General features: G+C 69.9%; 17 protein-coding genes. 11 read left to right on the forward strand and 6 right to left on the reverse strand.

The window, feature by feature from the left end; genetic code table 11:
* Positions 1 to 33 precede the first annotated feature (33 nt).
* Positions 34 to 1467: a UDP-N-acetylglucosamine 2-epimerase gene (locus K6142_RS01995; protein WP_190245136.1), complete on the reverse strand. Its 1434-nt coding sequence runs from the start codon at positions 1465 to 1467 to the stop codon at positions 34 to 36.
* 549 nt (positions 1468 to 2016) lie between these two features.
* Between K6142_RS01995 and K6142_RS02000 the strand changes: the two genes are divergently transcribed.
* The 3 genes from K6142_RS02000 to K6142_RS02010 all read left to right on the forward strand — a co-directional run bounded on the left by K6142_RS02000 (position 2017) and on the right by K6142_RS02010 (position 6024).
* A complete protein-coding gene (locus K6142_RS02000) occupies positions 2017 to 2475 on the forward strand; it encodes a hypothetical protein (protein WP_190245137.1) in 459 nt (152 codons plus the stop codon).
* A 261-nt stretch (positions 2476 to 2736) separates the two neighbouring features.
* The gene (locus K6142_RS02005; RefSeq protein ID WP_190245138.1) at positions 2737 to 5604 is read left to right on the forward strand and encodes a PAS domain S-box protein; all 2868 of its coding nucleotides are present in this window, start codon (positions 2737 to 2739) and stop codon (positions 5602 to 5604) included.
* Positions 5605 to 5850: 246 nt separating this feature from the next.
* A complete protein-coding gene (locus K6142_RS02010) occupies positions 5851 to 6024 on the forward strand; it encodes a twin-arginine translocase TatA/TatE family subunit (RefSeq protein ID WP_015946268.1) in 174 nt (57 codons plus the stop codon).
* A 175-nt stretch (positions 6025 to 6199) separates the two neighbouring features.
* Here the strand turns inward: K6142_RS02010 and K6142_RS02015 are convergent, their stop codons facing one another.
* Positions 6200 to 7576, reverse strand: a complete 1377-nt coding sequence (locus tag K6142_RS02015) for a nucleoside recognition domain-containing protein (RefSeq protein ID WP_223380735.1) — start codon at positions 7574 to 7576, stop codon at positions 6200 to 6202.
* 497 nt (positions 7577 to 8073) lie between these two features.
* Here K6142_RS02015 and K6142_RS02020 point away from each other — a divergent pair, with 497 nt between their 5' ends.
* A complete protein-coding gene (locus K6142_RS02020; RefSeq protein WP_190246044.1) occupies positions 8074 to 9246 on the forward strand; it encodes a chemotaxis protein in 1173 nt (390 codons plus the stop codon).
* Positions 9247 to 10087: 841 nt separating this feature from the next.
* Here K6142_RS02020 and K6142_RS02025 read toward each other — a convergent pair.
* The 3 genes from K6142_RS02025 to K6142_RS02035 all read right to left on the reverse strand — a co-directional run bounded on the left by K6142_RS02025 (position 10088) and on the right by K6142_RS02035 (position 14497).
* Positions 10088 to 12076, reverse strand: coding sequence for a sigma-54-dependent transcriptional regulator (locus tag K6142_RS02025; protein WP_223380736.1), 1989 nt, complete (start codon positions 12074 to 12076; stop codon positions 10088 to 10090).
* A gap of 138 nt (positions 12077 to 12214) precedes the next feature.
* The gene (locus K6142_RS02030; RefSeq protein WP_223290236.1) at positions 12215 to 13507 is read right to left on the reverse strand and encodes a peptidase U32 family protein; all 1293 of its coding nucleotides are present in this window, start codon (positions 13505 to 13507) and stop codon (positions 12215 to 12217) included.
* A gap of 105 nt (positions 13508 to 13612) precedes the next feature.
* Positions 13613 to 14497, reverse strand: coding sequence for a PHP domain-containing protein (locus tag K6142_RS02035; protein ID WP_190243856.1), 885 nt, complete (start codon positions 14495 to 14497; stop codon positions 13613 to 13615).
* Positions 14498 to 14816: 319 nt separating this feature from the next.
* Between K6142_RS02035 and K6142_RS02040 the strand changes: the two genes are divergently transcribed.
* From K6142_RS02040 to K6142_RS02070, 7 genes are all read left to right on the forward strand, one after another.
* Positions 14817 to 15017, forward strand: coding sequence for a Trm112 family protein (locus K6142_RS02040; protein WP_015946274.1), 201 nt, complete (start codon positions 14817 to 14819; stop codon positions 15015 to 15017).
* A 262-nt stretch (positions 15018 to 15279) separates the two neighbouring features.
* A complete protein-coding gene (locus K6142_RS02045) occupies positions 15280 to 15693 on the forward strand; it encodes an Hsp20/alpha crystallin family protein (protein ID WP_167125865.1) in 414 nt (137 codons plus the stop codon).
* A gap of 9 nt (positions 15694 to 15702) precedes the next feature.
* Positions 15703 to 16260: an Hsp20/alpha crystallin family protein gene (locus K6142_RS02050; protein WP_223290235.1), complete on the forward strand. Its 558-nt coding sequence runs from the start codon at positions 15703 to 15705 to the stop codon at positions 16258 to 16260.
* Between the two features lie 195 nt (positions 16261 to 16455).
* Positions 16456 to 17004, forward strand: coding sequence for a phosphodiesterase (gene yfcE, locus K6142_RS02055; protein ID WP_190243855.1), 549 nt, complete (start codon positions 16456 to 16458; stop codon positions 17002 to 17004).
* A gap of 33 nt (positions 17005 to 17037) precedes the next feature.
* Positions 17038 to 18213, forward strand: a complete 1176-nt coding sequence (locus tag K6142_RS02060; RefSeq protein ID WP_223290234.1) for a tRNA dihydrouridine synthase — start codon at positions 17038 to 17040, stop codon at positions 18211 to 18213.
* Positions 18214 to 18370: 157 nt separating this feature from the next.
* The gene (locus K6142_RS02065; protein WP_190243854.1) at positions 18371 to 18742 is read left to right on the forward strand and encodes a MerR family transcriptional regulator; all 372 of its coding nucleotides are present in this window, start codon (positions 18371 to 18373) and stop codon (positions 18740 to 18742) included.
* 70 nt (positions 18743 to 18812) lie between these two features.
* Positions 18813 to 19247 carry a carboxymuconolactone decarboxylase family protein gene (locus tag K6142_RS02070; RefSeq protein ID WP_223290233.1) on the forward strand — a complete coding sequence of 145 codons (435 nt, stop codon included), beginning with the start codon at positions 18813 to 18815 and terminating at the stop codon, positions 19245 to 19247.
* 171 nt (positions 19248 to 19418) lie between these two features.
* Here K6142_RS02070 and K6142_RS02075 read toward each other — a convergent pair whose 3' ends face one another.
* On the reverse strand, positions 19419 to 19955 hold the full coding sequence (locus K6142_RS02075; RefSeq protein WP_190243853.1) for a hypothetical protein: 537 nt from the start codon (positions 19953 to 19955) through the stop codon (positions 19419 to 19421).
* Between the last annotated feature and the right edge of the window lie 224 nt (positions 19956 to 20179).

A 20179-nucleotide genomic window follows, 5' to 3' on the forward strand; every position in this document is an offset into this window, starting at 1 on the left:
CCTTTCGCCGGGGTGTGGTGACAGCCTGGGGCGCTAGGCCCGGAATTCCGCGTGCGGGGGCAGCAGCGGGGCCAGGCCGGTCATGAACCGGTCCAGCGCCAGGGTGATGCGCCGGGATGCATTGTCGTCGCCGGGGGCTGTGCAGGCCGCCGCCATGGCCGCGTGATGTGCGCCATCATCCAGAAGGGCCGCCGTCTCGCGCAGGATGGCGGCCTTGTCCGTTCCCACCAGCCGGGCGCGTCCGGCACGCACCGCGCCGGGCAGGTGCGGGGTGGCGCGCAGGGCCAGCACGGGCACGCCCAGCGCGGCGGCCTGTTCCAGCACGTCCGCCGCGTCGGTCAGCACCAGGCGGGCGGCGCGCAGGCAGGCCACGAATTCCGGCAGCGGGGGCACCGGCATCAGGTGCACGTTGGGCAGTGCGCCCAACAGGGGAATGGCCGCATCGCGCAGGGGGCGGTGGCTGCCCACCGGCACCAGAAAGCCTGTGTCGCGACGGGCCAGGGCCAGTTCGCGCACTGCGGCGCAGATGTCCTTCAGCGCCTGCGGGCTGGCGTGCAGGCCGTGCAGGCTTACCAGCACGCGATGTCCATGGGGAAGGGGCCGGGCGGCGCGTGCCGTGGCCGGGGCGGCGGGCACCGGCGTGGCCGCGATGTCCGCCGCATCACGGGCACGTTTGGGCACCCTTCTGAGGGACACCGGGCGGATATCCGGAACTTTCGGGGCGTGCGCGGCGGCGCCCATGGTCTGTCCGGCGTCCCCCCCCGTGTGCCGGTTCGTGCCCCGTCCCGTGGTTTGGACGGCATGGACGCGGGAAATGGTGGCGTCGTCGTGATGCATCGCGCCTTCCGGGGCCGGGCTGCCCGCCTGGCTGGCTTCCGCGAACCGGTGCAGGCTTTCCGCCACGGTGGCTCCGGTGACGGCAATGCGCGCGTCGTCCACGCCATCGTGCAGCAGCGCCTCGCGCGCCTCTTTCGTGGCGGCGAAATGCAGCGATGCCACGGCGGCGATGCAGCGGCGGTTGCCTTCCTCGGGCGATGGGGTGCCCGCCTGCTGCCCGTGTGGTCCGGCGTCGATGTGGGCCACCGGCACGTTGTTGTGAAAGGCGGTCAGCGCCACGGCCAGGGCCGTGGCGGAGGCACCCTGCACCAGTACGATGTCCGGCCTGAGGCGCGAGACCACCAACCCGAAGCGCAGCACCGCGTTGCCCGCCAGCAGGTGGAACTGGCCCTCGTCGATGTCGCCGGGCAGGCTGAGGTCGATGTCGCACTCCATGTCCAGATCGCGCAGGGTGGGCACGAAACGGTCGCGGTGCAGGCCCGCGCTTACCACGATGGGGTGGAACCGGGCGGCGCCCTCGCGCAGGGCGCGCACCACGGGTGCGCAGGCGATGGCCTGGGCGCGCGAGTCCACCACCAGCATCACCCTGGCCCGGCGCTGGGCGGGAATGTGAACGACGTTGTCTGCCATGGCGGCCTCCGTTGCGGCGGGCAGGCGCGGAACGCCTGCATGACGCGGTGCTTTGCCCGTGCATAGCAGATGCGCGCGGATATGTTCGGGCCGCAGCGGCACATTTACACCGGTTCACACTATTTAACGCGGGCGCGCCGCGCGGACTTGCCCTTGCGGCGCGGAGCGGTTAGCCAGATGGTACGAAACAGCATGGCCGGTCTGGTGTGCCAGTGCTGTTTGTCGGCCCGCTTCGGGCCTCCCCCGGTTCACTCCCAATATCTCCATGCCATGAACACGCCCGCGCCCTGCCGTACCCCCGTACCCTCCGCGGTCTCCGGACATGCTCCGCGCCCCGTCGCGCCGGGCCGTGCGCACACGCCGGGCGTCTGCCCCCGTTGCGGGGGCCGGGTGTACCAGCCCGGCCATGCGGGGCAGGCCTGCCAGACGGGCCAGACAAGCCAGACAAACAAGACGGGCCAGACGAATCAGGCCAATCACGCGGGACGGGTGCCGGAGAGCGGGGCGGGCGGCCTTGCAAGGCTGCTGCGACGGGGACTGTCCGGCCCCATGCGCTACCTGCGGGCGGCGCCCCTGCCCCATGCCACCGGAGGCGTCTCCGCCCTCATCGGTGCAGGGCTGACCCGCGTGGCGCTGGAAGCGCTGGCGGAAGAAGCGCTGGCCATGGGGCTGCTGTTGTTCATGCCCGCTTCCGGGTGGTTCGGGCTGGCCCTGCTGTGCGGGGCCGACGGCCTGAGCCGCTACCGCGAATACCTGCGGATGCGCCGCATGCTGGACCGCTGGGGTTTCACCCCCCGTCTGCTGCGCCCGCTGGCCTCGTCGCGCTGCCAGCGCGATGCCGCCATGCAGGCCGCGCGCGAGGCGGGCTGCGCGGACAGGACCCGCGCCTACTACCGCAAGTTGGGATACCGTTGGTACCATCTGCTGCCCGACAGGGTGGTGGCCAACCCTCTGGCGTTTCTCGACATGCGGTTTCTGCGGGCCACTTTCCTGCCCGGCAAGCGTTAGGGGTGGTCTCCAGTAGGCCTTTCGCCCGTCGGCCATCCGCCGGAAGGCAGCGAAGTGTCCCCGAGGCTGCAAGTTCCTGTCGCGCGAGGGCGCGTTCTGGTGTAGCCTGTATGGCGCGACGAGTAATTTCGGTGCGTTCTCCGTGGCATCGCGATAAACGGGTCGGTGCATGGGGCAGGCTGAACGGGACTGGTGCCGGGACTGGTGCCGGAACTGGTGAAGGAATGGGCGCGGCGCGCGCCGCAGGGGGGAGCGATTCGCATGGCAGCCGATGGCCACCACGATCACGGCATCGTCGCAACCGGGCCGGAGCCCGCGCATTCCGATCGTCCGGATGACCCCGGCAATGTTCCCGGCGGCGCTCCGTCGGGTTCTCCGCCCGGTGCCGCGCGCAGTACGCCGTCCGATGTCCCGACGGGTGCGGAATCCGGTGACGTGGCCCAGCAGCATCGCCTGCTGCTGGAGCATCTGCCCGGTGCCTATTCCCTGCACGAAATGCTCTGGGACGAGCACGGCCAACCACGCGACTACCGGTTTCTCGACGTCAATCCCGCCTTCGAGGACATGACCGGCCTTTCCCGCGAAAGGGTGCTGGGGCGCACACTGTTTGAAGTGCTGCCCGGCATCGAGCGCAAGTGGGTGGACATCTACGGCAGGGTGGTCTCCACCGGCCAAAGCGCCTCCTTCGAACACCGCGACGAACTGATGGGCAGGCACTGGGATGTGCGGGCCTGGTGCGCGGGGCCGAACCGGTTCGCGGTGGTCTTTTCCGATGCCACCCGCTGCCGGGTCATGGAGGGCGAACTGCGCCGCTCGGCGGCCATGCAGCGGGCCATGATCCGCAACATCCCCTTCGATTTCTGGGCCCGCGACGCCAGTGGCCGCGTGGTCATGCAAAGCGACATTTCCGTGGCCCTGTGGGGGGACCTGACCAACTCGCCCGACAGCGAGCGGGACGTGCCACAGGCCACCCGCGCCGGGTGGCAGGACATCAACACCCGAGTAATGGCGGGCGAGACGGTGCGCCACGAGCACGAGGTGCAACTGCCGGACGGCGCCCGACGCGTCTTCGCCAGCATGGTCACCCCCATCCGCGACGAGACGGCCGACGGCCTGCTCGGCATTCTCGGCATCAACATCGACATCACCGAACAGCGCGCCGCGGAACAGGCCCTGCGCCGCAGCGAGGCGCGGTTCCGCTCGCTGATCGAGAACGCCCTGAACCTGCCGGTGCAGGGTTACGACCGCGAGCGGCGGGTGTTCTTCTGGAACGCCGCCAGCGAACGGCTGTACGGCTTCACCCGCCAGGAGGCCGTGGGCAGGCGGCTGGAGGAACTGATCATTCCCGAGGACATGGCCGACGAGGTGCGCCGCGACATGGCCCGCTGGGTGGAAACCGGCATTGCCCCCCGCGCGGGCGAATTGCGCCTGCGCCACAAGGACGGCGGCCCGGTGGCGGTGTATTCTTCGCACGTGGCGTTGCAGGGGCCGGGCGGCGAGCCGGAGATGTACTGCATCGACGTGGACCTCAACAACCTGCGCCGCGCCGAACTGGCCCTGCGCGAGAGCGAGCAGCGCTTCCGCACGCTGGTGGCCAACCTGCCGGGCGTGGTCTACCGCTGCGAGGCCACGTCGCCGTGGCGGGCGCTGTTCGTCTCCGACCAGGTGGAACAGTTGACCGGGCATCCGGCGGCGGAATACCAGCAGGGCGGCCTGCCCCTTGAACACATCATCCACCCCGACGACCGCGCCGGGGTCATCGCGGACATGGCGGCGGCCACCGATCCGGACGGGTATTTTTCGCTGGAATACCGGGTGCTGCACGAGGACGGCACCCTGCGCGCGGTCATGGAGCAGGGTCGGCGGGTGCACGACGAGGCGGGCAGGGAGTTTCTGGACGGGGTGATCCTGGACGTCACCCCCCTGCGCCAGGCCCTGGGCGACCTTGCCGCCGCGCGCGACTTCCTGGACGCGGTGATGGAGGCCATGCCCTCGGCCTTGGCCGGGGTGGGGCCGGACGGCCTGGTCATCCACTGGAACCGCGCGGCGGAAGAGGCGTCCGGAATTTCGCGCGATGCCGCGCGCGGGCGCCCGGCAGCGGACGTGCTGGCCCGGCTGGTGGGCGCGACCCCCCAGGTGCACGAGGCCGTGGCCCTGCGGCAGGCCGCCCGGTTCGAGGGAGTGCCCCGCGTGACGGACGGGCGGCTGCGCCATCTGGACGTGATGCTGTTTCCCCTTTCGGGGCAGGGTGCCGCGCCCGGCGTGCCGGGGGCCGTCATCGTGCGGGTGGATGACGTCACGGAGCGCGCCCGTCTGGCCGACATGCTGGTGCAGACCGAAAAGATGCTGTCCGTGGGCGGGCTTGCGGGCGGCATGGCGCATGAGCTGAACAACCCGCTGGGGGCGGTGTTGCAGGGCGTGCAGAACATCATCCGCAGGCTGGACCCGGATATGGCCGCCAACGCACAGGCCGCGCGCGATGCCGGGGTGTCCCTTGTGGCCATGCGCACCTACATGGAGGCCCGGCGCATTTCCGAAATGCTGGAAGGCATTCGCGATGCGGGCGCCCGCGCGGCGGACATCATCGCCACCATGCTGGAATTCACGCGGCCTGGGCAGGGGCGGCGCACCACGGCGCGGGCGCACGCCCTGGCCGAACGGGCGCTGGCCCTGGCGGGCAGCGACTATGACCTGCGCCGCCAGTACGACTTCCGCAAGCTGCACGTGGTGCGCGATTACGCCGAAAGCGTCGATACCCTGACCTGCGTGCCCACCGAGATCGAGCAGGTGCTGCTGAACCTGTTCAAGAACGCGGCCCATGCCATGGCGGAAAAGGACTATCCCGCCGGACAGACCCCCGCCCTGCACGTGAGCACCCGGCGCGAGGGCGACGAGGTGGTCATCGTGGTCGAGGACAACGGGCCGGGCATGGAGCCGGACGTGCGGCGGCGGGTGTTCGAGCCGTTCTTCACCACCAAGCCTCCGGGCGTGGGCACCGGGCTGGGGCTTGCGGTCAGCTACTTCATCGTGGTGCGTACCCACGGGGGCAGCATTACCTGCGACGGCGTGCCCGGAGAGGGCGCCCGGTTCACCGTGCGGCTGCCCGCCCGACAGGCGGTGGACAGCTAGGGGCAGAGGGATTGCCCCGAAGGCGCGTTGCAAGCTCGGAGGCATGGCCCCAAGGGATATTCCGGGGCGCATCCGTTTGTGCAGGTTGCCCGCACAATGTGGATCATGGTTGCACAAGTTGGCGCATCATGGCATTCGGGCGTATGAAATGGCAGGGGCGTGCGGCGTCGGGAAAGTTTTCCGGCATGCACCGCGCGCGGTGGGCAGCATTTTTGCGCGCAGCATGCGCTTGCACAGGATGGAATCATGATCGGAGAATTGTTTCAGCCGATGCATCTGCTGGTGTTGGGCATAGTGGCCCTGTTCGTTTTCGGGCCGGACAAGCTGCCCCAGCTGGGACGGACATTGGGCAAGGCCGTGCGCGAACTGCGCGGGGCCATGAACGAACCCGACGAGGTCACCAAGGACAACACGAAGTAGGCGGAAGTTGCACGGAGTTTTCGGGGGATGACCGCCGGACGGGATACCCCGGCCTGATGCAGGCCGCCTGAGGCATGCTGACTGGCGAAGCGCGCCTGGCGAATACGGACGGGGCGGACACGGAAACAACCGTGCCCGCCCCGTCCGCGCGTTTTTGCGGGGAAAGCGGGCGGCGTCAGTGGGCGGCCAGCCACCATGCGGCGGTGACGGCGGCCAGGCTGGCCACGCGGAACAGCTGGCTCTGCACCAGCAGCACCAGCCCCAGGCGGGGTGTGAAGATGCCGGTGTGCGCGGGCAGCTGGTGGCGCAGCGCCCGGATGGGGGTGGCCACGATGGTGCCCAGCACCAGCGCCAGCGCGGTCTGGGCCGTGTCCAGCGAACCGGCGTCCAGCAGGGCGGCGGCAGCGGCCACCCCGGACGAGAATTCTGCGGCGGCGGAAAATATCACCACCCCTGCTGCCTGCACCGGCAGGATGCCCATGCCGAAGCCCCCGGCGGCACCGCCTGCCGCCCCCGCTGCAAGGTCGCGCAGGGTGTCGAACACCCCGACCTGATGCAGGGCGTACATGGCAAGATAGGTGGGCGCGGTGAACAGGGCCATGCGGCCTATGCGGCGGCGGAACCGGGTGCCCACCAGCGCCAGTGCCGCCCTCAGGCGCTGGGCTGGGGCGGCGGGCCCATCCTGCCGGGCCCCCTGTGTCCCGTGTTGCCCGTGCACGGTCACGACGCCGGAATGGGATGCGCCGGAATGGGGTGCCCCCTGACCGGTGGGAAGTGGCCCGCGCCCGTCTCCTTTCCCGTCCTTGGCACCGCTCGTGTCCTTGGCGCCGCTCGTGTCCGCCGGTTCCGCCCGGCGGGTAAGCAGCAGCACCAGCGCCGTGCGCAGCAGCGCGGCCACGCCGTTCAGCGTCAGGTAGATGATGCCTGCCGTGCGCGCCAGCGGCCCCACCACGAAGAACGTGGTGGGCAGGTGCAGCAGAAAGACCGGCAGGCCGGAATTGAGCAGGTACGACAGGCGCAGTTCGCGCGCGGACAACCGCCCGGCGGTGTGCGCCTCCATGAGCAGCGAGTTGGCCGCGGCGGCGGACAGGAAGGCCGTGGCAAAGGCCGCGCCGCTGTCGTCGGGCAGGCGGCCCCAGCGGGTTACCGGACGGGCCAGTCGGGCCAGCAGCGGCGTCCAGCCAAAGGCTTCCACGGCCAGTCCCACGGCCAACCCCACGCCCATGATCATCAGCATGTGCAGCAAGGGGCGCACCAGTCCCGGCCACGCGGCGTGCCAGGCCAGCAGCCGGGGGTCGCGCGCCAGGATGGCCCCCAGGGCCACGGCGCAGGCCAGCAGCGGCAGCGCCAGCCCCAGGCGTGACGCGCGGCGGCCACCGCCCTTGCCCTCTCCACTCGCCCTTGCGTGGAGGGCGCGACCGTGACCGGACCCGGGACCGGACGCGTGGCCGTGCACGTGGCCTGCGGGGAACTCGGACGAGGACGATGGCACGCCCGGTGCGGAGGGCTGCTGGGGCGGAGCGGATGCGTCGTGCTGGCGGGGGTGCGGCATGGGCGTGTCGATGGCGGTTTGGCGGCGTGCGTGCGGTGCGCAGGGGCGCCAGAAATGGAGAGGCGGTAGTCCTGTGGCTGCCGCCGGTCGGCAGCGTGCGGAACACTGCGGGTTGTAGGCCCGGCGGCGGTGCCGTGCAAGGGAAAACCGCGTGCCGTCGCGCTGGCGGGGTGCTGCGCGTTTCCGGCGGGACACCGACGGGACACCGGCAGGATACGGGCACGATTCCGGGGTGATACAACCGCGAAAGGAAGCCGCTGCCCGGTGGCCCTTTGCCGGGAAAGGCGCTATATTACGCGCCGAACGATGCCGGGGGGCACGGCGGCTGGTTGCCGCCGGGCCGACGCGGGCGCCATCATCCGGATGCGGGTGCGGCGTACCCTGCGCTGCGCACCAGGTATAGGGCCCGTACAGCGGGTTTGCCGGGTCGCGGCGGGCAACGGCGCATTTCGGATGCTCATCGGGGCAGGGCGCGGCAGCGCCAGCCGGGAGGGAACATGGGGCAGACCGGCATTCTGCTGGAATCGGGCACCAATGAACTCGAGATCGTCGAGTTTTTCGTGGACGAGGCCGCGCCGGATGGCGCGGTATCCGACGGTCTGGAGCGTCCCAGTACCGCGTCTGGCGGACCTGGCGGCGCGCCCGAAGGCCTGGGCGTGGACGACGCCTGCGTGGCCGAAGTGCCGACCAGGGGGGCCTTTGGCGCTGCTGCCCCGCTCGCGTGCGGCTCGTTGCGGCGTCGGTATGGCGTCAACGTGGCCAAGGTGGTGGAAATCATCCGCATGCAGCCCATCACCGCACTGCCGCAAATGCCTCATCCGGCGGTGCTGGGGGCCTTTCCGCACCGCGACGGGCGGGTCATCCCGCTGGTGGATCTGGCGAAGTACCTGGGCATCCCGCGCGACACCAGCGGCGAGCCCAAGATCATCGTCACCGAATTCAACACCGTGATCACCGGATTCATGGTGTCCGGGGTGAACCGCATCCACCGCATCAGCTGGACCGACGTGGAGGCCCCGGGCCGCTTCCTGCAGGAGGCCAGCCGCAATTCCATCACCGGCATGGTCCGGCTGGACGAGCGGGTGGTGTTTCTGCTGGACATGGAAAGCATCGTGGCCGAGATGCACCCGGACCTGTCCATACGCATGGAACGGCCCCTGGCTTCGGCATCCGCCGGAGAGCGGGGGCAGGGGGCGGATGCCGCCAGCGGGACCACGGAAGCCGTGCCGCCGGACGCGCAGCCGGATCTGCCGCCGCGCCGTTACCGCATTCTGCACGCCGACGATTCCGGCAGCGTGCGCCGTCTGGTGCGCAACCTGATGGAGGCCAGCGGGCGGTTCGAACTGCTGCAGGCCAACGACGGACAGGAAGCGTGGGACATGCTGGACGGCCTGCGCCGCGAGGCCGAATCAAGGGGCGTGCCCCTGTCCGATCTGGTGCAGGCCGTGGTCTCCGACATCGAAATGCCGCGCATGGACGGGCTGACCCTGTGCCGCCGCATCAAGGAAGATTCCGCGCTGCGCGCCCTGCCCGTGGCGCTGTTTTCGTCGCTGGTCTCGGAACGGCTGGGGCACAAGGGCGAATCGGTGGGCGCGGACGCGCAGTTCGCCAAGCCCGATTTGCAGCAACTCAGCCAGAAGGTGCTGGAACTGCTGGGCGAATCCGCCTGATTTTTCGCTGAGTTCCAGAACCGCCTGATGTCCAGCGCTGCCTGATTTCCCGAGCCGGATGGTTTTTCGGGCGGGCTGATTTTCCGGTTCGGGTCCGCTGCGTGAGCCGGACCGGATGTCGCAACCGGACAGCATGTCGCAACCGGGCCGGATGACCCGGTTGGGCCGGGTATGCTGCGGCCCCCCCCTCTCTTTCTCTCTCTCGATGTTGCGTGCAGCCTTGCCCGTACGGCGTGCATTGCTGCGGGCATGTGGCGTTCCCCGCCCCGCGTTTCGCCTTTCCCGCGCAGGCGCGCGGTATCCACAATCCCTTCGGAAAGTCCTGCGTGCAACGTCCGGTGTGCTGCGTGCGGCGCTGCGCCCGTGTGCCCGTGCGCTTGGCGCGTGCGTTGGCTGCACCTTCGAAAACGTGCGGGGCGCGCCGTTCCAATGGAACGGCGCGCCCCGATTTCGCCCGCAGCGCACCGACTGCGCCACGGACCCCTGCGGCTGGAATGCGTCCGACGCATTCCCCCGTACCGGCTGGCCTTGTCCAACCGCCTTCCGGCACGGACGGGCATCGACCGACATGCCCGGTGTCTGTTGCCATATACTTACCAAGAAGCGTGCCATTCGCGTTATGGAACCATGCTGATATTAATCGACTGTTATTTAAGCGTGTTGCGCGAATATTGGATTGGGTAAGCAATCAATTTGGGTGTTTGTCAAAGGGTCCGTCCGCGATGGCGGACGCATTTGGGATGTATAAATCCGCGATGGCGGACGATGTGGGCGAAGGCGTGTCCGCGATGGCGGACAACGGGGGCGTTTTTCATGCGGCGGGCTGGCGACCTTTTCCGGGCTAGCGGGGGGGCACGCCGTGTTTGCGCAGCAGGTCGTACAGGTGCGAGCGGGACAGCCCGGACAGGGCACAGGCCGCGCGGATGTCGCCTTCGGCCCTGCGCATCAGTTCGTGCAGGTAGGCGGTGAATTGCGCATCACGAAAGTCGAAGAAGCGGGGCAGGCCGTCGGCAAAGGGGGCGACGGCATGGGGGGCGGTTGCGGAGGACGGGCCGGGGTGCGTGCGCATGCCCGCCGTCGGTAAGGGCAGGGGGGCGTCAGCTTCCGGGGTGCCACGGTGGGGCAGCCCGGCAAGGTCGGTTTGGTCATGGGAAATGCCGCTCCCGCTGGTGGCGTGCCCGTGCCGTGATGGCCGTTCCGCGCCGTTGCCGGGGGCCATGCTTTCATGTGCCGTGTGCGTTGTGGACGCCGTGCGTTCCGGGGACGGGGCATAGTGGGGCGAGGTGTAGATGGCATAGGGCGCGCGTGGCCCCCAGCCGGGCGAAACGGGCGGCGCGGGCTGTGTCTGTACGGGCTGTGTCTGTATGGATTGTGCCTGTACGGATTGTGCTGGGTCGGGCTGTGCCTGTTCGAGTCCGGCGGCCAAGCTGGCCGACGGGGCGTTGCCGCCTTGCCGCGCGGTGGATGATGCGTCACCGGCCCGCGCTGTGGATGGCCGTGACGCCGGGGCGGGGTCGCTCGCGGGGCGGTTTTCATCTGCGGCATTCGCCGCATCCGCTGCGTTGCCGCCCGGCGGTGCAGGTGCGGCGCGTTCCCCGGCCCCGTACAGGCAGGACGGTCCTCCCGGCCCCTTGTAGCCGGCGGGGACGGCGGCTCCGTTGCGCGCGGCGGCGCGGGCCAGGCAGATGCGCAGATAGTCCGGCAGGTGGCGGGCGAACAGCTTGGGCGCGTCCTGCGAAGCCAGCACCGCGCGCTCAAGGGTATGGATGAGCTCGCGCACGTTGCCCGGCCAGTGGTAGGCCAGCAGGGTTTCGTGGAAGTCGGGCGAAATGTCCTTTTCCGGCAGGGCAAAGCGCGCCCAGATGCGCGGCAGGTAGTGCCCGGCCAGCGCGGTGACGTCTTCGCACCGTTCTCGCAGCGGCGGAATGCTCACCACCACCGTGCGCATGCGGTACAACAGGTCGCTGCGAAAGGTGTTGCGCTCGGCCATGTCTTCCAGATTGCGGTTGGTGGCCGCGATAAGGCGGAAATCGCTGGTGATTTCCGCGCGGCCCCCCACCGGGCGAAAGCGGTGTTCCTGCAACACGCGCAGAAACATCTTCTGCATGGACAGGGGCAGTTCGCCCACCTCGTCCAGGAACAGGGTGCCGCCGTCGGCCTGCAACACCAGACCGTCGCGGTTGGAGTCGGCCCCGGTGAAGGCCCCCTTGCGGTGGCCGAACAGGATGGACCCGGCCAGCGAACGCGGCAGCGAGGCGCAGTCCACGGCCACGAAGGGCGCGGCGGCGCGCGGGCTGTTGTCGTGGATGGCCCGGGCGAACAGTTCCTTGCCCACGCCCGTTTCGCCGGTGACCAGCGCGGTGGCGTCGCTGCCCGCTGCTTCGGCCACCACGTCCAGGCAGCGGCGAATGGCCGTGCTGACCCCCACGATGGAATGCTTCAGCCGCGACGAGGGGCGCTGGGCGGGCAGGCGACCGCGGTAGTCCAGCACGCGCAGCAGCGGCAGCACCACCCGGTCGGCGGGCAGGGGCTTGCGCAGCCATTCCCAGGCCCCGTGGCGGATGGCCCGTTCCGCGCCGTCCGGGTCGCCCCCTTCGGCGGTGACGATGATCTCCGGCTGGCCGGGCAGGGCGCGCAGGCCGGGCATGGCCTCCACGCCGTTGCCGTCGGGCAGGGTGGCGGCCAGAAAGACCACGTCGGCGTCGTCGGCCAGCAGGCGCCCTTCCACCAGGCTTGCCGCGCGCGAGGCCCGGTGCCCCAGCCCCTCGGCAATGCCCGCCACCAGTTGGGCGAAGGCGGCGTCGGCGTCGATGATCAGCACGTGGGCCATGGATGTTCCGTATGGTTCCGTAAGGTTCCGTGGGGTTGCGGGCGGTGAACGGGTTGCGCCAGACGGGTTTGGCCAGACGGGTTCGGCCAGACGGGTTCGGGTGGACGCCGGAGCGCCGGTGCGGGGCGGCGCCCGCGATCAGGCCCGCACGAACAGGCCCGGCGCAAGGCCGTCGTGGGCGCAGTGCAGCACCCCCGCCATGCCGGGGTGCAGCCGGTCCACGGTCTCGCCCTTGTGGTTTTCCAGCCGGAAGTCGCCGGGTTGCAGTTCCGGCCTGCGCAGGCCGGGCAGCAGCAGTTCCAGGGGCTTTGCGGCGCGCCACGGGGCGCGCACGGATACGTGCCACGCGCCGTCGCCCGCAGGCTGCTCGATGCGCGCCACCACCGGGCGGCGCATGGCGTCGTGCGGCAGGCCCCGGTTCACGCGTTTGCCGCCGGGCAGGAAAAAGCCGGTGGAAAGCGGCCTGCTGGCGGTGTTCAGCAGTTCGTACAGGTAATCCTCGTGCCGGAAGGTGCGCCGGGCCAGGTCGTCCAGCGCGGTGCGGTAGGCGTCGGTCACCTGGGCCACGTAGCCCGCGCTCTTCACCCGGCCTTCTATCTTCAGCGCGGCCACGCCCACGGCGGCAAACCAGCGCACGTACTTCACCAGGCACAGGTCGTTGGGCGCCCAGAAGCTGGAATGGAACGGACCGTCCTGCGCCGCCTCCCACGCGATTTCGCCGGGGCGGGTCTTTTCTTCCACGGCCAGGGCCATGCCCAGGTATTCGAAGCGGCAGGGGTGGGTGCACTGGCCAAGGTTGGCCGGGCGGTTGTTCATCCAGGCGGAAAGCAGGCAGTGCCCGGACACGGCAAGGCACACGGCACCGTGCACGAAGGCCTCGAATTCCATGCCGGGGCAGGCGCTGACCAGTTCGCGGATGCCGTTCAGGTCCAGTTCGCGCGCCATGTTCACGCGGGTGGCGCCCATGTCCTGCCAGAACAGGGCGGCCTCTGCGTTGGCGGTGTTGGCCTGGGTGGAAATGTGCAGCGGCAGGCCCGGCACGCGGCGGCGGGCCATGCGGGCAACGCCGGGGTCGGCCACGATCAGGGCGTCCACGCCCGCCTCGTGGGCCTCTTCCATGGCGGCTTCCACGTCGCGCAGGTGGCGCTGGTGGGGCAGGCTGTTCAGACAGTAGTAGACGTGCGCGCCCACGGCATGGGCGCGCCGGGCCGCCTCGGGCAGTTCGTCGGCCGAAAAGCCTTGCGCGCCCGCGCGCAGGTTGGGGCCGCGCCCGCCCAGGTAGACGGCGTTGGCGCCGTAACGCAGGGCCGCGTCCATCTTTTCCATGTCGCCCGCCGGGGCCAGCAGTTCGGGCAGGGCAAGGCGTTCGGGGGCGGGAGGGTCCGCGTCCGGCGGGGACGCGTGGGGGTGAGCTGTGAAACCGTTGGTCATGGTGGGTATGGCGTGGTTTGGGCTGTGGTGGCTGTGGTTGTCGATGGACGGGCCGCCTTCGGCTGGCGGTTGGACGGGGCTGCGGGACGCCGGGCCAGGATGCGTCTACACCGGCAGTCCCTGACGGAGCCTGCGTTCCTTCAGGCTGTCGAGCACGGCGGTGGTCACGCGCAGGCCTCCGCGTCCCCGTCCCAGCGCGATGCCGGGCTTGCCCGCGCCGTGATAGTCCGAGCCGCCGGTCAGGGCCAGCCCGTGCCGGGCGGCCAGGTCGACGCAGCGGCGGGTGTCGGCCTGGGAATGTTCGCTGTGGTAGGCCTCTATGGCGTCCAGTCCGTGGGGCTTGAGGTCGGCCACGGTGTCGTCCAGCCATTCGGCAAAGCCGTTGCCGGGGTAGCGGAACAGCATGGGGTGGGCCAGGGACACGGTGGCCCCCACGGAACGCAGCAGGGCCACGCCGTCGGCGGGCGACAGGGTTTTCTTGGCCACGTAGGCCCGGCCTCCGGGGCCGATGTAGCGGGCAAAGGCCTCTTGCGGCGAGGGAACGTAGCCCTTTTCGTGCAGGATGCGCGCAAAGTGCAGGCGGCTGACCGATTCGCCGCCGGAGATGGCTTCAACTTCGGCGTATTCGATGTCCACGCCGCATTCGCGCAATTGCGCCGCTATGCGGTGATTGCGGGCGGCGCGGTGGCGGCGCAGGTCGGCCAGGGTGGCATCCAGCGGGGTGGCGCCGCCGTTTTCGGGCAGCCACAGTCCCAGGATGTGCAGTTCGCCATGTTCGCAACGCACGCCCAGTTCACACCCCCTGATGACCTCAATGCCGCGCTGGCGGCCTTCGCGCACGGCCTCGTCCAGGCCGGAGGTGGTGTCGTGGTCGGTAAGGGCGATGGCGGCCAGCTTTGCGGCGGCGGCCTTGCGCACCAGTTCCGCCGGGGTGTCGCTGCCGTCGGATGCGGTGGAGTGGGAATGCAGGTCTATGAAACGGATGGACATGTCTGCTCCGGGTGCCTGATGCCCCGCGACCGTGAGAACAGGAGGCCGGGTGCCCGTGTGCCCGTGTGTGGGGCGGGCAAGGTCGGTCGGAATGGTCAACCGGCATGGCGGGCCATGCGCGGTGCGACGGGGTACGCAATGATGCTACGTTCCGCCCCTGCGGGTGTCAATAAAGGCGTCCGGCATCCCGGACGGTGCTGCGGACCCGGATCCGCCGGGCGAACGGGCGGGTCGCATCGCATGCCTGACCAGCCGCGCCGCTTGAGCCAGCGGCGGCTTCGGGCTATGGTGCGCGCACAATGCAACCAAGGAGTGCGCCGTGTCGCTGAACAAGGAACTGCTGGAAATTCTCGCCTGCCCCAAGTGCCGTCAGCCCGTGGAACCCGTGGACAACGAGCGCGGCCTGAAGTGCGCCCAGTGCAAGGTGGTCTACCCCGTGCGCGATGAAATTCCCGTGATGCTGGTGGAAGAGGCCGTGCCCGCCGAGCGGTGGGAACAGGGGCAGCGCTCGGTAAAGTAGCGCCCGGCGGGGTGCGTGCGTGACGGGCCGCTCCGGCCAGCCGATGCCCGCAGGGCGTGGGCCGTGCTTCTTGTGCCCCGCCCCCGTCCCCATGCGCCGGGCATGCGCCGGCCACACGCCGGGCACACGACGGGCACGCGACGGGCATGCGCTGCACACGCATACGTTGACAGCGCCGCCGGGGATGTTAGCTATGCCTGTGCGGTTTCCGATACCCCGATTTGCCGCGTCGTCCGCAATCCGCCCATCCGAAGAGGTGCGCATGGTCATCGACTTCAGCGCGTTCTACGAATTTCCCAACCTGCTCGACCGCCTTGCGGGCGATGCGGGCCGCAGCCTTGCGGCCACGCGCGGCAGGGCGCAGTTTCCGCCGCTGAACATCGGCGAGGACGACGCGGCCATCCGCGTGCGTGCGCTGGTGCCCGGCGCGGACCTGGACGGGCTGGACATCACCCTTACCGACAAGACGTTGGTGCTCAAAGGCGAACTGCCCGTGGTGCGTGGCCGGTACTACCGGCAGGAGCGGCCCACCGGCCCCTTCCAGCGGGTGGTGACCCTGAACGTGCCCATCGACCGCGACCGGGCCACGGCCACCATGAAGGACGGCGTGCTGGAGATCGTGCTGCCCAAGGCGCAGGCGGTGACACCGCGTACCGTCCACATCGAAGTCAGGTAGGAGGCTGCCATGACGCCCCCCGACCGCCGCCCCCGTTTTCCGCACCCCGCGTCACGTCCCGCCCGCCAGAACGAACGGGGCGGCGCGGAGAGCCGCGCCCGGCAGGGCCGGTTTGCCCAGTCGCCGCAACCGCCGCGCATGCGTCCCCAGGCAGACCTGGTGGAGCGCGAGGACGGCTTTCACCTGTTTCTGGACATGCCCGGCGTGGCGCACGACGATCTGGTGCTGGACGTGGAGGGCGACGAACTGACCGTGCGCGGCGTGACCCGCTTTGGCGATTGCCGCGACATGGGAAGGGACGCAGGCCGGGATGGGGGACGCGATGGCGACGCAGAGTCCGATGCCACGGATAACCCGGCCCACGCCCCCTGCGGCTGCGGCCCGGCGGGCGGCCCCCGCGTGCACGCCATGGAGTTCGGCGACGTGGAGTACCACGCCGTGTTCACCCTGTCGGACATGGTGGATGCCACGCGCATTTCGGCCCAACTGGCCAACGGCGTGCTGACCATCCGCATGCCCAAGCGCGAGGCCGCCGCGCCGCGAAGGATTACCGTCGAACATCTGTAGGGGCTCATCGCGCAACAGCCCGAACAGCCCGAACAGCCCGAACAGGCCGCGACAGGCCGCATCCGGCTGCATGGCGCCACGTTTCCGCAGACGTCTCTTGCATGCACACGTTCCGGGCCACCGCCCCACGCGGTGGCCCGTTCCCTTCCCGGCGCGCCGTGCCGCGCCAGCCATACCATCAGGAATCACCCGACCATGAAACTGCTCATTGCCTCCGACCTGCACGGCTCGCTGCCGCGCACCGAACTGGTGCTGGAACTGGCCCGCACCCATCACCCCGACGCCCTGGTGCTGCTGGGCGATCTGCTGTACCACGGCCCGCGAAACCCGGTGCCCGAAGGCTACGCCCCGCGTGAAGTGGCGGCCCTGCTGAACGACTGGGCGCCGCGCATCATCGCCGTGCGCGGCAACTGCGATGCCGAGGTGGACACCATGGTCCTGCGCTTTCCCCTGCCGGAAGCGGCGTGGATTTTTGCCGACGGGCTGCGCATCTGGGCCAACCACGGGCACCATCACCAACTGCCCGACCGCTTCCCCGACCTGGCCCCCGGCGACGTGTTCCTGTGCGGGCACACCCACATTCCCCGCGCGGAAACCGTGGACGGTCTGCACATCTGGAACGTGGGCTCCACCACCCTGCCCAAGAACGGGTACGTGGCTTCGTACGGCCTCTACGAGGCGGGCACCCTGTCCATCCGCGACCTGGACGGCAACGAAGTGCTGCGCCACACCCCGGGCGCGTAGCCCGCGCCCGTGCAGTTTACATTGCAGCCCGCCATGCCGATGACGTCCCCTCCGAACATGCCCCTGCCCGGTGCCCTGCCCGGCGCCGCCCCCGGCATCGCCCTCGAAACCGCCTCCAACCCCGCTCCAGTGGGTGATGCGGCCCTTGCCGCGCGCCTGCGCCAGCCGCTGACCGTGGGCGGGCGCACCGTACCGGGGCGGCTGTGGCTGGCCCCCATGGCCGGGCTGGGCCACGCCGCCTTCCGCGAGGTGGTGGAAGGCTACGGCGGCTGCGGCCTGCTGTTCACCGGCATGTGCAACGCCCGCGCCGTGCCCACGGAACGTCCGGAAAAGTCCGAGGCGTTCTCGTGGCGCGCGGGCGAGCCGCCCCGGCTGGTCTGCCAGCTGTTCGGGGCGGAGCCGGAGCACATGGCCGAGGGTGCGCGCCGGGTGCAGGCCGAAGGCTTTTTCGGCGTGGACCTGAACATGGGCTGCTCGGTGTCCGCCATTGTCAAGCGCGGCTGCGGCGCGGACCTGCTGCGCGACCCGGAGCGCGCCGTGCGCATGGTGGCGGCGGTGCGCCGCACCGTGGACATTCCGGTGTTCGTCAAGTTCCGCACCGGCTGGTCGCCGGACCCGCAGCCCGCCGTGGACCTGGCCCGCCGCTTCGAGGACGCCGGGGCCGACTGCCTGGTCTTTCACCCCCGCGTGGCTCCGGACCGCCGCACCCAGCCGCCCCGGCGCGCCCACATCGGGCTGGTAAAGGCGGCGGTGTCCATCCCGGTCATGGGCAACGGCGACGTGTTCACGCCGGAGGACTGCGCCAGACTGCTGGACGACACCGGCTGCGACGGCGTGTCGCTGGGGCGCATCGCCGTGGCCCGGCCATGGGTGTTCGCGGCCTGGACTGGCATGGTGGACGACGACCCGGACCGCAACCCCGCCCCGTGGCGCGAAGCCCCGCTGGCCCTGCTGGACGCGCTGGCCCGGCGGCACGGCCCGGCCCGCGCGGTGCGCATGTTCGGCAAGTTCCTGGTCTACATCACCGGCAACTTCACCTACGGCAACGGGCTGCGCGGGCGGCTGCTGCGGGTGACGGGCCGGACGCCCGCGTCTTTTGGAGCGGACGATCCCGGCGCCCTGCGCGCGTTGCAGGATGCCCTGCGGGCCGAACTGGACCCGCTGCCCGCCGTGCTGCGTCGCCCCAGCGCGTTGCTGTTCGGCATGTAGGCTTGCAGCCGTTCCTTTTACGGCGTTCCTTCCTTGCGTTTGCGTGCTCACGCCCGGCCATTCCCATGGTCCGGGCGTGTTTTTTTGCCCGGCCCGCGAAACCGCTTGACTTCGAGCGTGCTCCAACCTGTAGGCTTCGGAAAAAGGAGGAACACCCATGCGCATCCGCGACGTGGCGGCAACCACCGGGCTGAGCGCCCACACCCTGCGCTGGTACGAAAAGATCGGCCTGCTGCGCTCGGTGGAGCGCGACCGGGGCGGGCGCAGGCTGTTCACGCAGGACGACCTGCGCTGGCTGGAATTCATAGGCAGGCTGCGAGAGATGGACATGCCCGTGCGCGAAATGGTGCGCTACGCGGAACTGCGAGAGCGGGGGCAGCAGGGCGATGCCACGCTGGCGGCCCGGCGGGAACTGCTGGAAGGACACCGCCAGCGCGTGCGCGAGCGCATGGACCGGCTGGCGGCGTGCCTGACCCATCTGGATGACAAGATTGCCTGGTATCGCGGGCAGGAGGACGACCATGCATGACGGCGTGAAGACGGTCCAAACGGAAGGGGCGGAACAGTCCGATAGGGCGGCTGGAGCGGGTGGAACGGAGATGGCGGCTGGAACGGAGATGGCGGACGAGGGGGCAAGGGCGGAAACCCGCTACCAGCGCGGGCTGCGGGTGCTGTCACAGGTGGACGGCACGGCGGGCGAGCAGGTGGTGGCGAAGCTGGCGGAATTCGCGCCGGATTTCGCGCGGCTGCTGGTGGAATTTCCCTTTGGCGACGTGTATGCGCGGCCCCTGCTTGGCCTGCGCGAGCGCGAGATCGCCACCATCGCCGCGCTGACGGCCATGGGCACGGCGCGCCCCCAACTGGAGGTGCACATAGCCGCCGGGCTGCACGTGGGCCTTGCCCGCGAGGAGATCATGGAGGTTATCATGCAGATGGCGGTGTACGCGGGCTTTCCCGCCGCACTCAACGGCATTGCCGCCGCGCGCGAGGTGTTCGGGCGGCATGACGCGGCACGGGAGGGGGGCGGGGCGTAGAAGGGGGCGGTGTGATTCGGCCGGACAGGTCGGGATTGGCGCAGCCCCGCACCAGCCCCCGCGACGGAAGCCCGTCGCGGGATACCGGGAAAAAAACAATCAGGGCAGACGGCAAGAATCCGTAATGGGCCCGTGCCGACCTCTTCACGTCGGCGCGTGCAGAGCCCGTAGCTACCGTGGCCAGGCCAGCAGCACGTCCTCGCGGCGCAGGGGCAGATCCAGCGCATCTTCCGATGCACCGGGAATGTTCGCGTCGGACAGTCCGGCCACAAAGCCCGGTGGCAGCGCCCACACCCCGATGGCCGGACCGCCGTCCATGCGGATGGCCAGCGCCACGGCATCATCGTTCAGGCCCAGGATGCGCGCGGGCCTGCGGCACCACGGTAGCCGGGCAACGGCGGGCAGGGGCGGCGCACCCTTCGGTCGCTTGGGCATGCACGGCTCGCCGCGCAGGCGAAAGGACAGCAGCACGCTGGTCCAGTCCCCTTCGCTGCCATCGGCGCGGGCGGGCGTCAGCGCGTCGTCCTGCCGGGCGAACAGCCGGAACATCTCCACCCGTGCCCGGTGGTAGGTATCCGTGCGGCGGCAGCGCACCCCGCTGCGGTGGATGGCGAAACAGGTTTCGTTGATGGCAAGCAGACGGCGGGTTCCCGTGCAGGTGACGCCGGGAATGGTGACCATGGAATCGGCAAGTAACTGGAACGGCATGTCGGTTCCTCCTGCTGATAGCCTACTTTCCCGGTAGGCTATTCGGAGGCGGAAGGCAAGAAAAATCGGACGAAAATCATTACAGTATGATTCGTTCCAATATGCGTTGTTCCAGCATGTATTGGTATGGATTACGTATCCAGCTGAAAAGAAATGGAAACGCAACGGGTTCCGCGCCATGTACGCGCGGAACCCGTTGCGTTTCGGAATGGGAAAAGGGTGGG

The organism is Nitratidesulfovibrio sp. SRB-5 (assembly GCF_019931275.1).
Classification (GTDB): Bacteria; Desulfobacterota; Desulfovibrionia; order Desulfovibrionales; family Desulfovibrionaceae; genus Cupidesulfovibrio.

Coding starts and splice junctions, on each gene's coding strand:
- K6142_RS01995 (WP_190245136.1), bottom strand. CDS start 1,467: ATGGCAGACAACGTCGTTCACATTCCCGCCCAGCGCCGGGCCAGGGTG.
- K6142_RS02000 (WP_190245137.1), top strand. CDS start 2,017: ATGCGCTACCTGCGGGCGGCGCCCCTGCCCCATGCCACCGGAGGCGTC.
- K6142_RS02005 (WP_190245138.1), top strand. CDS start 2,737: ATGGCAGCCGATGGCCACCACGATCACGGCATCGTCGCAACCGGGCCG.
- K6142_RS02010 (WP_015946268.1), top strand. CDS start 5,851: ATGATCGGAGAATTGTTTCAGCCGATGCATCTGCTGGTGTTGGGCATA.
- K6142_RS02015 (WP_223380735.1), bottom strand. CDS start 7,576: ATGCCGCACCCCCGCCAGCACGACGCATCCGCTCCGCCCCAGCAGCCC.
- K6142_RS02020 (WP_190246044.1), top strand. CDS start 8,074: ATGGGGCAGACCGGCATTCTGCTGGAATCGGGCACCAATGAACTCGAG.
- K6142_RS02025 (WP_223380736.1), bottom strand. CDS start 12,076: ATGGCCCACGTGCTGATCATCGACGCCGACGCCGCCTTCGCCCAACTG.
- K6142_RS02030 (WP_223290236.1), bottom strand. CDS start 13,507: ATGACCAACGGTTTCACAGCTCACCCCCACGCGTCCCCGCCGGACGCG.
- K6142_RS02035 (WP_190243856.1), bottom strand. CDS start 14,497: ATGTCCATCCGTTTCATAGACCTGCATTCCCACTCCACCGCATCCGAC.
- K6142_RS02045 (WP_167125865.1), top strand. CDS start 15,280: ATGGTCATCGACTTCAGCGCGTTCTACGAATTTCCCAACCTGCTCGAC.
- K6142_RS02050 (WP_223290235.1), top strand. CDS start 15,703: ATGACGCCCCCCGACCGCCGCCCCCGTTTTCCGCACCCCGCGTCACGT.
- yfcE (WP_190243855.1), top strand. CDS start 16,456: ATGAAACTGCTCATTGCCTCCGACCTGCACGGCTCGCTGCCGCGCACC.
- K6142_RS02060 (WP_223290234.1), top strand. CDS start 17,038: ATGCCGATGACGTCCCCTCCGAACATGCCCCTGCCCGGTGCCCTGCCC.
- K6142_RS02065 (WP_190243854.1), top strand. CDS start 18,371: ATGCGCATCCGCGACGTGGCGGCAACCACCGGGCTGAGCGCCCACACC.
- K6142_RS02070 (WP_223290233.1), top strand. CDS start 18,813: ATGGCGGCTGGAACGGAGATGGCGGACGAGGGGGCAAGGGCGGAAACC.
- K6142_RS02075 (WP_190243853.1), bottom strand. CDS start 19,955: ATGCCGTTCCAGTTACTTGCCGATTCCATGGTCACCATTCCCGGCGTC.